Source organism: Myroides sp. C1519, from assembly GCF_038039755.1.
GTDB classification, from domain to species: domain Bacteria; phylum Bacteroidota; class Bacteroidia; order Flavobacteriales; family Flavobacteriaceae; genus Flavobacterium; species Flavobacterium phaeum_A.
In genome coordinates this window covers 13,507-26,485 of the sequence record NZ_JBBPHM010000020.1, presented here as the reverse complement: position 1 = coordinate 26,485, position 12,979 = coordinate 13,507, and the positions used below count along the sequence as shown (strand labels likewise).

General features: G+C 31.3%; 11 protein-coding genes and 1 tRNA gene. 7 read left to right on the top strand and 5 right to left on the bottom strand.

Translation table 11 applies throughout. The features are described 5' to 3' along the window. Positions 1 to 175 precede the first annotated feature (175 nt). The 4 genes from AABL81_RS11145 to AABL81_RS11130 form a co-directional block, all read right to left on the bottom strand. Complete coding sequence (locus AABL81_RS11145) at positions 176 to 2,869, bottom strand: class I SAM-dependent DNA methyltransferase (protein ID WP_341341049.1); 2,694 nt, start codon at positions 2,867 to 2,869, stop codon at positions 176 to 178. 242 nt (positions 2,870 to 3,111) lie between these two features. Continuing rightward, on the bottom strand, positions 3,112 to 4,254 hold the full coding sequence (locus AABL81_RS11140) for a Shedu immune nuclease family protein (RefSeq protein WP_341341048.1): 1,143 nt from the start codon (positions 4,252 to 4,254) through the stop codon (positions 3,112 to 3,114). A 270-nt stretch (positions 4,255 to 4,524) separates the two neighbouring features. Then, positions 4,525 to 5,751, bottom strand: coding sequence for a site-specific integrase (locus AABL81_RS11135; protein ID WP_259638276.1), 1,227 nt, complete (start codon positions 5,749 to 5,751; stop codon positions 4,525 to 4,527). A 267-nt stretch (positions 5,752 to 6,018) separates the two neighbouring features. Next, positions 6,019 to 6,951: an NAD-dependent epimerase/dehydratase family protein gene (locus AABL81_RS11130; RefSeq protein ID WP_341341047.1), complete on the bottom strand. Its 933-nt coding sequence runs from the start codon at positions 6,949 to 6,951 to the stop codon at positions 6,019 to 6,021. A 1,098-nt stretch (positions 6,952 to 8,049) separates the two neighbouring features. Between AABL81_RS11130 and AABL81_RS11125 the strand changes: the two genes are divergently transcribed. The 3 genes from AABL81_RS11125 to AABL81_RS11115 all read left to right on the top strand — a co-directional run bounded on the left by AABL81_RS11125 (position 8,050) and on the right by AABL81_RS11115 (position 9,397). After that, entirely contained in the window at positions 8,050 to 8,778 is a 729-nt protein-coding gene (locus AABL81_RS11125; protein ID WP_158210036.1) for a hypothetical protein, read from the top strand. A gap of 132 nt (positions 8,779 to 8,910) precedes the next feature. Then, the gene (locus AABL81_RS11120) at positions 8,911 to 9,279 is read left to right on the top strand and encodes a DUF983 domain-containing protein (protein WP_158210035.1); all 369 of its coding nucleotides are present in this window, start codon (positions 8,911 to 8,913) and stop codon (positions 9,277 to 9,279) included. Positions 9,280 to 9,326: 47 nt separating this feature from the next. Further along, a tRNA-Trp gene (locus AABL81_RS11115) sits at positions 9,327 to 9,397 on the top strand. Between the two features lie 42 nt (positions 9,398 to 9,439). On the opposite strand, the gene AABL81_RS11110 is transcribed toward AABL81_RS11115, so the two are convergent. Further along, positions 9,440 to 10,315 (bottom strand): AraC family transcriptional regulator, encoded by an 876-nt coding sequence (locus AABL81_RS11110; protein WP_341341046.1) that lies wholly within the window; start codon positions 10,313 to 10,315, stop codon positions 9,440 to 9,442. A 183-nt stretch (positions 10,316 to 10,498) separates the two neighbouring features. On the opposite strand from AABL81_RS11110, the gene AABL81_RS11105 reads away from it, so the two are divergent. The 4 genes from AABL81_RS11105 to AABL81_RS11090 are packed head-to-tail and all read left to right on the top strand — an operon-like array spanning position 10,499 to position 12,939. Continuing rightward, a complete protein-coding gene (locus AABL81_RS11105; protein ID WP_158210033.1) occupies positions 10,499 to 10,786 on the top strand; it encodes a hypothetical protein in 288 nt (95 codons plus the stop codon). Between the two features lie 6 nt (positions 10,787 to 10,792). Beyond that, the gene (locus tag AABL81_RS11100; protein WP_090405754.1) at positions 10,793 to 11,170 is read left to right on the top strand and encodes a hypothetical protein; all 378 of its coding nucleotides are present in this window, start codon (positions 10,793 to 10,795) and stop codon (positions 11,168 to 11,170) included. Positions 11,171 to 11,178: 8 nt separating this feature from the next. After that, the gene (locus AABL81_RS11095; RefSeq protein WP_341341045.1) at positions 11,179 to 12,321 is read left to right on the top strand and encodes a glutathionylspermidine synthase family protein; all 1,143 of its coding nucleotides are present in this window, start codon (positions 11,179 to 11,181) and stop codon (positions 12,319 to 12,321) included. A 45-nt stretch (positions 12,322 to 12,366) separates the two neighbouring features. After that, positions 12,367 to 12,939 (top strand): pentapeptide repeat-containing protein, encoded by a 573-nt coding sequence (locus AABL81_RS11090; RefSeq protein ID WP_341341044.1) that lies wholly within the window; start codon positions 12,367 to 12,369, stop codon positions 12,937 to 12,939. The last annotated feature ends 40 nt before the right edge of the window (positions 12,940 to 12,979 follow it).

Below are 12,979 nucleotides of genomic sequence, written 5' to 3'. Positions count from 1 at the left end.
AAAACTCTTTGTTTATAAAAAAAAAATAAAATTTGAAATCAAGTAAAAGCACAGTGGGACACGCATGTCTTTCTGTGATATATATATTACTAATTTCACTTTTTCATATGATATAAAGAGCTATATATTATCTGTCTATTATTATTTGATAAGAACATTAATGTCCTTATCAAAACTATACTTTCTTCCTTTTTACTTTCCTCTCCCCTGTAAACAACGTTCCTTTTTTCGTCATTTCATCATACAATTTAAACAAATGTTCTAAACGTTCTTCATCTGAATTAAAAGGTGTTAAACGATATATGCGTTCTATAGCCAAATCTAACTCATGATGTGCTTGTTTTAAACCTGCTGGCATGGTTTCGGGATTATACAACCAAGCCATCGTTTTTTCGGGATATTTAGCACGCTCATCTAAAATAGCAAAAACGTATTGGTTAATGGTTTCTTTTTGTTTTTCGTTGAGTGAAGGAAATGGGAACGTATTATAACACAACTTAGCAGAATAACGGTAATCTGTTTTTAATTTTCCACCTACAGCATCTACCCAAACCATGTGTATTTTGGAATGAAGGACGCCGAATAGCCACGGTTGAGCGTCGTATACAGCCATTGCAGAATCAGAAATAATTGTGTCAGAATTAAGAAAACCTAACGGTATATACTCTCTCCTTTCAGAAGAAACACGTGGCACAATTATAGAATCTGTTTCTTTAAATCTAACCTCTCCAAAAGAAAAATAAATCTGTTTAAGTTTATTAGTTGCCTCTCTCTTGCTTTCCTTTCTATGTGAGAAAACCTTATCAAATCGAGATTTAATTATTTCATATTTTTCGAATTCTTTATAATTATCAATATCAAACCATAAACAATAACGACTCTTACCTTTTAGGAATTCCTCTGCTCCAATAAATTTTTTAAGAAATGTATTTGAGTTTGGAACAGTAGATTTAATTTCATCAAACTCTTCTTGATTCAAAATTAATCCGCCACCGTCATTTGGCATATTACCGAAATTCATTTCCGGTAAATTAGAAATGGATTTAGTTTTTGGAGTTATGTATATATTATCAGAATCTAATAAATAAGCATTTATATTTTTTACTTCTTTCGCAATACTTTCTGTAAATAACCATTTAAGTTTATTTGACGTATTACGTAAACCTACGATAATAACCGTAACCCCTGCATTGGCTTTGGCATTGTTTATCCATTTAAACGATTGATACGCAAAACCAATTTCTATTTTATCATTTAATATTTCAGGCCACAATAAGGAAACTTGTTCCCCTTGGCATACAGAATTCGTAGATACCAGACCTAACTTAGCATTTACACCCTCAATATATTTTGCTCCTTTATAAAACCAAATAAAAATGTAATCAAGATTGTTTGCTCCTTTTAACTTTAGAAAATTTAAACTGATATCCTTTTTCTGTTCAGCATCTTGAATTCTCGCTCCCAAATACGGCGGATTTCCGATGATATAGATTTCATCGTTTTCCTTTTTAGGGCAAGCTGTTTCCCAATCTACTCTGGCAGCGTTTCCGTGGGTAATGTTTCCTGCTTCTTTTAAAGGTAAAATAGGCTTCGATCTTCCATAATCCATCAATTCATTTTCAAACACCTGGTTCATTTGGTGCTCGGCTAACCAAAGTGAAAGAATCGCCATTTCGTGTGCAAAATCTTTTATTTCGATACCGTAAAATTGGTTTAATGAAATTTCGGTGAAATACAATTTGTTCTCACCTAAATCAATCAGGTGTTTAATGATTTGAATTTCGAGATTACGCAATTCTTTGTAGGTAATAATCAAAAAGTTTCCGCTACCACAGGCAGGGTCAAAAAACTTAATTTTTGATAAACGAATGCGTAATCGGTCTAAAGCTTTTGCATTGTTTTTGTTTTTCTCGAATTCTTCGTACAATTCATCCAAAAACAACGGCTTAATCAATTTTAAAATGTTGACTACCGATGTGTAGTGCATTCCCAAATTGTTTCGCTCGCTTGGATCGGCAACTGCCTGAATCATTGATCCAAAAATATCAGGATTGATTTCAGACCAATCCAATTCACCCGAATCAATTAAAATTTGTCGTGCTTTTTTAGAGAATTTCGGGCATTCGATATCATCCCGAAATAAACCGCCATTTACATAAGGGAAATCTGTTAAATATGAAGGAAAATCACCTTTATCAGTATTTAACTTTTTGAATAGCAATGATAAAAACTCATCAACATCAGAACCATCGGCTTGAGTGTTGTTAACTAATGCTTCAGTGAAAATACTTTTTATAGGAAAAATGCCTGTGTCTTCAGCAAAGAAACAAAATAACAAACGAGATAAAAAGATATTTAATTGATGACTTCCCTGTGCAATCCAATCGGGATTATCAACGACCAGAATATCATATAATTCCCCTAATTTATAAGCCGCATTTCGGTCTAACTCGTTGTTATTATGAACACGATAAATTTCTGCACCCGATAACGGTAAAAAGAAATCGGTTTGTTCGGCTAATTCGTCAAGCGTAAACTCCTTATTGGTTTTAAGTTTTGTATCGGTTGCAAAAAAACGATCAAAATCGGTAACCACAATAAAACGTGGTTTTTGTTTAAGGATTTTATCGTCTTTTGAAAGCTCATCAATGGTATCAATTAAACTTCCTTCCGTAAGGCTTTTAAAGAATATTTTGCCTTTATAAAAAAGTTCTCCTTCGTTTTTTGATAGATTATAATCACCTTTTTTTAAACGTGTTATGGTGGTTTTTGACAAGCCAAAAGATAAAAGAAAATCGTAAATAAAGTTTTCTTTATCAAAGTTGGTCGATATATCTTGTAAACGTTGCTGTATTTCAGTTTTTTTCATGTTTTTGTAAAAAGAAATATTTCTTGTAAAGATAAATAAAAGACAAGGCATCCCAACTCAGATTCTTTAATACCTCAAACCTCACTTAATTCCCTCTAGTCATTCAAAAGGCCTTTATTAAGAAGCTATTTTGGTGTTTTTCCTAAATTGGGAGAAATTAAACCTCTAGTTATAAAAAGATTTGGTTTGAGTTTTTCGAAAATACACTTCGATTAAAAAGTTTTAAACGAGGTCATCTATAACTAAATTTTCTTATAACAAATGTGATAAGCTCTTAAATAGAGTTCATCATAGGTTATGATTTCTATATTTCTTGAATCTCTCCTGAATAATTCAAATGTCTTCCTTTTAATTTCTTTTATCTGGCTAGAATCTTGAGACTCCTCAACTTCTTTATTCAAATTTCCTACAACTAAAATACATTTGGAGTCATAGCCTTTTTGAGTAATTTTTTCACCTAAGGAATTATAAGGTTCAGTCTCTAATTTAATTTGTCCAACAGCTTTTTGTTCTAAAATTTGAGAAACAGCATAAATTAATTTGGTGGACAAACACCAACTTCCAGAACGATTTTGTCCACTACCTGTATTTACAAACAAATCTGTATCAGGAGTTTTTAGTTCTACAAATGTTGTAAAGTAATTATCTCCAATTAAGAAGTCTGCGTTAACTTGTCCTTTACCCGCTGCGTCTGTATTAGATGCTGAAAATTCTTTTTGTAAAATACTTTGATATCTATAATCCAAACCATAACCAAATATCCAAGGATTTTTATTGAAGAAATGCTGCCAAGCAATCTCGTCTTTTGTATTATTAGATAAATCCTCTTCATTGAGTTTATATTGTTGAAGATAATTTTTTTCATTAAGTAAACGTTCGAAGATTTTTAATTGATTTTTTCGGTAACCAGTGTTTACGATATCTTGACTTGTAATAATATCATTATCAAGTAGCTCTTGGATTACTTCCGCACCTTCATTTCCTTGAAGTAAAGTAGAAATATTTTTTTTCGTTTCTTCATCTAAAATATCCAAAGAATTATCAGCTAATTTTAACCTTCTTTCTGCAACAGTACTTAAATCAATATCATGTATGAAATTTAAGAATAGCTCTAGTTGAGCAAAGTTGAATTTGGAGAAAGACACTTTTTGGCTTTCTTTTCCATTAACAATTTTAATAATATCTAATCCTTCAATATCATTTCGTGAAGGTAAATATTTGATTTGCATAAAAGTTTTTGAAGCAAGTTGTATCGCTGTTTTCTCATCATTAGCAAATACAATTTTAAAAAACCTTCCATTTTCAATCTTATGATTATAAAGTTGTTCCAATTTATAATTATCAATAATTTCCGTATAATTCGGTTTTGAGGTCCTAGAACTCATAGTTACTTAGTATAAATAAAAAGAAGTTATTTTATTGCGTTTTTTTAATATAATTGCCATCAATGTATGGAGATTTCTAACAACATGTTTTTTCACAGAACAAAACACATTCTAGTTTCCAAAACCACACAAATGACCGTAATATATAAAATCGCATACTAATATAATTAAATAATTATAACTTAATCGGTTACTATAATACTCACTACTCTTATCGAAATTTTTTATTTATAAAATCTGAGGTTGTATATAACTAAACTCCCGAATAAATTAAAACAACCTCTCAAACACTTCATCTAATTCATCCTTACTAAAATCTTCCACATAGGCCTCAGTAGTTTTAATAGATTGGTGACCGAAGGCTTGTTTAAGCATGTATAGGTTTACACCTTTTTTTAATGATAAAGTAGCGAAAGTATGACGAGCAGTATAGAAGGTTACTTTAGTTTTAATACCGCAATCTTTTGCTATCAATTCTAATTGTTTGTTATAATAATCTCTTACACTACTTTTTCGTGCCCTTAGCTCTTCTTTAGTATATAGGCTTATATCCTTGTCCAGAATCGAAAAAATATAGTCTGTATCAAATGGTCTATAGATTCTAAAATAGTTCAAAATAGTATCTAAATCTTTATTGTCAGGTATCTTTACATTAATAGCTACCCCCGTTTTATTGCGGATATAACTAAAGCGATTAGAGTTTATATCATCCCACTTTAACTCAGCGATGTCTGTAAAATTCATCCCACGACAAAAGAAGCTAAATAAATAAGTGTATAATACCTTAGCTCTTTCAAGGTTTTCAGAGAAATCATAGTCAAGTAACATCTGTAGTTCCTCTTTTGTAAGTGCTTTCTTTATCTTAGTTGATTTCAACTTAGATATCACATAATCTCTAAAAGGATAATTATCCTGGGATGCTATTTTAGATTTAATGGCAGAATTATAAACAGCACGAATATTACGCATGTATAAAGAAATACCACCATTAGTACAACCTCTTGATCTTAAATCTGATTCAAATGCAACCAAGAAGGCATAATCAATTTGTGCAAACTCGTACTGAACTATTGTAGTTTTAAAGCGCTTTAAAGCACAGACAGTATTGTAGTATGAATATGAAGAACTAATTTGACCAGATTCTTTAAACAGATCAATTCTTTTCTGAAAGAAATCAATAAACTTTAACTCTTCCACTTTCTCAGGTCGAAACAAGGAATCAAACATTTCAAGAGTAAAGTTCTTTTCTTGTTCCATCATTAAATCTAATATTTTTGATGCCTCTTGTTTAAGCGTATTCAATATTCTATTAGATTGTAAAAAGTTTGGAAACTTTGAAGTAAATTCACCTAACTTTTCATTCCATAGTTTTGGTGCTACACTATAAGGTGTTTTGTAAAACTTAGACTTTCTATCAATAGTAATTCTAAGGTTGATTGGATAAGTACCATCACTTAATTGTGTTTTCTTTAGTACGATTTTTAAACTTGCTTTCATCTTAATTGGTTTTGAGTACAACATACGTACAACAAATAGTCACTTATGGTGCAATTGGATGAAACGAAAATATTTTTAAAAAATCATAATCCACTGTTAATCAATAACTTTGAAACAAAATACAGCTATCTGCAACGCTTCATTATTTTTCTCATAATCAGGTGGTCCCTGGTTCGAGCCCAGGTTAGACCACAAAAGAACCCCTCATTACCTTGGTAGTGAGGGGTTTATTTTTTTTAAGGCATTAAAAACTTTTACTCTAAAACATCACACTCTTTTCTGCTCCTCTTTAATCTTCTCAATTCCTTCTTTATAAGCTGTTATCTTAAAATCAGGAAAGCGTTTTTTAAACTTACTTGAATCAAAAATATTATCCTCTCCATAGCGAGGTAACAATTCTTGTAACTCTTTTACTTTCTCAACAAACAAAGCACCAATAGACAACAACCAATTTGGAATAACACGATAAGTAAACTTCTCACCATATACTTCAGAAACTAATGTAATAAACTGTTTATAAGTAAGGCGATTGTCATCACAAGGTAAATGCCATGTCTGTCCATAAGCATCTGGTGTATTCCCTATCAATGCCATAGCTCTACTTGCATCTGGTGTCCAAATCAATGTTCTCAATACATCATCTCTCAACAAAACTTTTAGTTTTTTACCACCTTTTATAGCGTCAAAAATAAATGTGTTTGTAATACTTTGTGTTTGACCAGGACCATAAAACTCTGGAGCACGACAAATCACTGCATCAATTTCCTTTGCTTTCATTGCTTCTAAAAGCATCTCTACAATTTGTCTTCTCACCTTCCCTTTTCTCCCCACAGGAGCAAAAGCTGTTTCTTCAGTAAGAACTTTATCATTTTGAGGATACATATAGGTATTATCAAAAAAGACTAACTTAGTGTTATGCGCTTGACAAGCCGCTATAACATTTTGCATAATTACAGGAAACTGCTCTTCCCACATCTGACTATTCATTGGTAACCCTAAAGTAAAATAAACGATATCACTTCCTTCTACAGCTTTAAAAGCCATTTCTCTATCTAATAAATTCGCAACAAATAACGCATCCGTATCATTTACTTTCTTAGGCTTTCTACTTACCAGCCTTATGTCTGACGTATAATTTAATTTTAAAGCTTTAGCTAATTCTGTACCTATTTGCCCATTTGCTCCTAATATTGTCTGCATAACTTCTCTGTTTTCGTTTCTATATATCCTTTTCAAAATTCAAAAAGTTATAATACAACGAAGTTAAAAAACTATAACAACTTCAATCATAACTCAATCACAAATTTCTTAATCCTAATCCTTGAATTAAAGTTAAATCTAAGTGCCCATTCTCCCAAATCATAGTTCTTATTACTAACATTATAAGTATAAAATCACCAATACAAAAAACACTTTTAATCAAAGATACTCCGACACTCATCCGACAATCCTCTGACTATTGTCCGACTAAATCCTTATAAAGCCAGTATTCTCGGAACATTGTCGGAGTATTGTCGGAGAAATGCCCTATAAGCCTAACAAATACGTATATTAAGTAATGGGCTATAATATGATAATTACCAGGTAAACAAAAAACAAAACACTAACAACCAATAACTTATAAAATAAAAAACAACATACTAATAACAATAAAAAATCACTCATTTTTATATATTTGGGGAATAAAGTGATAAAAACACAACTCTTTTTACTCCAAAAACATTCTTTTTCTAATAAATAATGAGTAAGAATATTACAATCCACCTATAAGTAATCGCCATTCACATAACTATTCATTGATTAACTTTTCAAGAAAAAGTCTATTCTTAAATGAATTTATAGAGACAACAAAAAACACTCAGTAACATTCACTTAACTTTTAAAAACAATCTCAAGACACCACTTCCCTCACCAATGATAGATCATTAATAATCGCAATATTTACCAATACATTTAACTACAGTAATACACAAAAAAACAACTTGTGTTAATAAACACATACATTTACACAGATAAAGACAAAAAGAATAAATCTAAATCAAAAAATTAATAATTTACTTTAATATACTACAACAATGTAGTAAATTGCAATAAACTAAATAAAGTACCGTTATCATTCAACATCTATAATTTGCTTAATAAGAAATTATTTCTTCAAGTCTATATATCTTATAAGAATTGGACTATTGATAACCAATTATATAGGTTTAAAAATATTTAAAATAAAATCATATTTTTTATATTAAATTTGCGAGAGGTTAAAACAAAATTGTTATTTGAATTAATAAAATAAAGAAAATGAAAAAGGTTATATTCTTATTTTTAATATTAACATCACTGAGCTCAGTGTATGGACAACGTAAATCGAAAAAGGTTGAAACCAAACCAAAAATCGAATACTTAGATATCAGAGAAATTCTTGAAAACACTTCTGAATTAGGATTGACATCTAAACAAACTGCAGCTTTTACAATCAAAAATGAATTCATTAAAAGAGATTTACAAAATCTTAATTCAAAAACAGATATTGATCCAGCTGAATTAAAAATGAATCGTCGTGACCTTGTTATTGGATATACTCAGTTCATTGAGCGTACATTAACAGAGGATCAACTTGAGAATTGGACAAAAATAAAAAAAGAAATTGAGGAAGCTAAAGCTGGTGAAACAGATTATAAAACTGAATTAAAAGAGTTAGAAACTGAATACAAAGCTAACGTTAAAGAGATTTATAGAAGATATAGTAAAGACCGTAAGATCTATTACGCTCAAAGAGACATAGCAAGAAAACAACTTGAAGGTAAAAAACTAAAACTTCAAAAGAAATATGAAGTTGCTAATTTAGAAGAAGGAGTAGAAGATGAAAAAGTACTTACTTTAGAAGAAATTTTAAACCTATCTAAAGAATATGATGATTATTATAACGAACCTACTCAAAGAAGTCCTCTTGAATACTTAGAGATAAGAGAAGAGAATTCAAATGGAAATGGGGAAGTACAGTATAACGAAGAAGAAGGAGATTATTAATCTCCTTTTTTTTTGCTCTTTTTTATCTACAAACCTTATCTAACCAAATAATGTCCGAATTATACAAAAATACAAGTGTATTAAACGGATTGAATTCATATTTTTTCACGAAATTTGCACAAAAATTAGATTATGTCTTATATCAGTAGAGTTGTTAGCGGTAAATGTCCAAACTGTGGGAAAGAGAAGATTTTTCACGATAATGGGAATCCTGTTACGTTCAGAATGCCGAAAATGACTAAAGATTGTACTTCTTGTGGATATAATTTTCACAGAGAAACAGGTTTTTATTTCGGTGCGATGTATATGAGTTATGCTCTTACAGTAGCTGAAATGGTAGCAGTAATGGTAGTTCGCTATATTTTAAACGCAGGTTTTGGCCTGAATATCAATTTACTACAAACTTTCATTGCAATTGTCTTCGTAGTCTTTATTTTATGGACGTTCAACTATAGATTATCAAGAATTATGTGGCTGAATATGTTTTATAAAAAAGAGTAGGATTATTAAATAAAAGTTCTTTATATTTGCACCACTGAAAAACACAAACGGGTGTAGTTCAAGGGTAGAATAGCGGTCTCCAAAACCGTTGATGGGGGTTCGAATCCCTCCACCCGTGCAGATCAACAAAAAACTCCTTAAGAAATTAAGGAGTTTTTTTTTATTCATATTTCTTCATAAAATCTTTCGGTGTATAACCTGTTTTCTTCTTGAATACTTTTGAAAAATAAGAGTAATCTTCATAGCCTAAAATCACTGCTATATCACTAAAACTTTTCCCTGTATATAAAAGCATACGTTTTGCCTCAAGCACTACTCTATCCAATATTATATCTGTTGTCGTTTTATCAACAAGTGTCTTACAAATTCGATTCAAATGTTTTTGTGTCATATTCATCCACTCTCCATATACCGCAGCAGACTTCTCTGTTCTAAAGTTCTTTTCTAATAAGTCTTCAAAATGTTGAAAATGGTTATTGTAATGCATATTTGCAACCACCTTAAATGATTCTCCGTGTAACAACAATCTGTTCGCTTGTACATAAAACAAAGAAGCTAAACTCACCAATACATTATTTTTCTTCCATTTCGCACTTTTAACCTCAGCAACCATCTGCTTCATTAAATAAACAATAGAATCAATCTCCTTTTCTTCTACAACAAAACCATTTGGATAAATTGCAGATTTGAAAACAGGATATTCGCGTACTGTCTCTCTAACAAAAAACAAGTCAAAAAACTCTTGAGTATGAAAAAAGATATAACCATCTATATCAGCTGACAATTCCCAACTATGTGTTTGCCCTGGTGCAAGCATAAAAACAGCTCCTCTTTTTACCTCAAAACTATTAAAGTCTATTTCGTGTGTACCTGAGCCATTGGTAAATATCATACAGGTATAAAAATTATGCTTATGAGGCTTCTCAATATGTGTATGATTCGAGATTAAATGCTTAGGGATTGTATTTGCATAAAAATCAGCACGAAGTACATTCTTCGTCAAATCCCGCATTTGTAAGATACTTATTTCATCCATTCTCAAAAATTAAAGGTCAAAAGTAACAAATAAAACAACAATCACTTACTACCTCCTATTCTCCATACGTGAAATACATACAAAATATTCGCAATTATAAAATAAACAGAAAATGGGTAACTACTATTTTACCTCCTTTTCTTAGCAAACTTTATTATCTTTAAGCCTTTAATTGAATTTCTTATGAAATATATATTACCTCTTTTATTCGTTTTTACATTAGTTTCTTGTTCTGAACAAAAACAAAACAACTTAGAGCCTATTGACAAACAATCTGCCAGAGAAGTTACTCTGAAAGCTGTAGTTGCTGGTGATAGTATCTTACATATTACAAGTCAAAAAATATGGGCTAACGGACAATTAGTTGCACAAAAAGTTGATACTGTAAAAACGCCTAAAGAAATCACTGTGTGGGGAGAAAAAACACCTACTACATTAGTGAAAACACCTATTTATGTAACTGTTGAATAATTGAATATGAGAAGGAAAAGTAGTAAAGCAGTTTCTCTTGTGCTGATTACAGCAACTTTAGCTGCTTGTTCTAAGCCACAAGAAAACCAAGAGCAAAAGCAACGCGTCTATATGCGTGCTGATAGTAGCGCTCCTTATACAGAAGTAACTGACCAATACCAACAACAAAGAAGTGGTGGTATGGGAATGGGTAGTGCTTTTTTATGGTATATGGCTTTCCGCCCTATGATGGGTGGCGGTATGGGCTATACAAGCCAAGGAATTGCTCCTCAATCAAATGTTGGTAATAATACGCACAAAGCAAATGCTTATGCCAAAACTCAATCTGCAAGAGGTGGTTTTGGAAAAACAGCGACTGCTAAAAATAGCAGTGCTTCTTCTTAACGATTGAAATGAAAATAAAATATTTAACTGCCGATGCTAATTGGCAACACCGCTTAGAACAAAACGGCTTTGGTTATCATACGGATGATGAAAACACTCCGTATTGGGTAGAGAATTACTATTATAGTATTAACGAAGCTTTTGCTGATGAAGTGTATACTGCAACAGCGGATTTATGGACAATGTGCTTAGAAGCTGTTGACCACGTTATTTCAAACAAATTATACGATCAGTTTCAAATTCCTGTATATATTCATCAATACATAGAAGATTCTTGGGAAAATGACGTTCCGAGTATCTATGGTCGTTTTGACTTTGTCTTTGATGAACAAAAAAAACAATTGAAGGTGTTAGAATTTAATGCTGACACACCTACTTCATTGTATGAAACTGGTGTTGTACAATGGCAATGGATGCAAAACTACTTCAAAGATAGCGTTGACCAATTTAACGCTGTTCACGATAGATTAATTGAGTCGTGGCAAGAAATTAAACCTTATCTAAAAGGAGATACCTTACATTTTAGCTGCGTTAGAGAGTCGCTTGAAGACTTAACTAACTTAGAGTACTTAAGAGACTGTGCTATGCAAGCAGGCATAAATACAAAGCTTATTTACATTGATGATATTGGTTGGAATGGTGATACATTCACTGATTTAGAAGAAGAAGTAATCACAGATATCTTTAAACTTTATCCTTGGGAATGGTTAATCTACGAACCGTTTGCTCTGCATATTCCAAATGATAATGCAAAAGCAAATTGGATTGAACCAGCTTGGAAGATGATTCTTTCTAATAAGGCAATTATGGCTGTGTTGTGGAAATTATATCCTAACCATCCTCTTTTATTGGAAACATACTTTGACGAACCTAAAGGAATGTCTGACTACGTAAAAAAACCTTTACTTTCAAGAGAAGGTGCTAACGTTACAATGTATAAAAACAACCAAATTATCGAGGCTTCTGCTGGTGAATATGGTGAAGAAGGATACATCTGTCAAGAATTAGCACATCTTCACAAAGAAGAAACAGGGTACTCTATTATTGGTAGCTGGGTAATTGGACAAGAACCTTGTGGTATCACATTTAGAGAAAGTGATAAGCTAATTACAACGGATAAAAGTAGATTTATACCTCATATTATTGAATAAGTCTTGGGTATTATTTATAATTCTCAAACATAAAAACAAACTTAGATGACCCCAGAATTTATATATGACAAGACATACGAAAACACTGTTTTCAACTTTAACGACATTTCTTTTAGAGAGTTTGAGAACTGTAAGTTTATCAACTGTGACTTGAGTGCTTGCTCTTTTTTAGCAACCTTGTTTATTGATTGCGAATTTACAGAATGTAATTTTAAAGATGCAGAAGTAAACTATGTAGGTATTAGAAACTGTAATTTCAACAAGTGTAACTTTACAAGAGTAAACTTTGCAATGATAGATCAAACTATTTTTGAGTTTACTTTTACGGATTGTAATCTTGAATTTACACAGTTCTATGGATTAAAACTGAAACGTCAACTGTTTTCAAATTGTAGTTTAGTTAGTGCTGACTTTATGGAGGCTGACTTAACAATGGCTATGTTTGACAATTGTAACTTATATCGCGCTGTATTTACTAAGGCAAACGCAGAAAAAGCAGACTTTTATACAAGTTATAATTATGAAATTGACCCACAATCTACTAAACTTAAAAAAGCAATTTTCTCTGCTCAAGGATTAGCAGGATTACTAACACAACATCAATTAGTTTTAAAATAATTTAAGTTTACTTCATTTTCTTGCAACAAAAACGTACCTT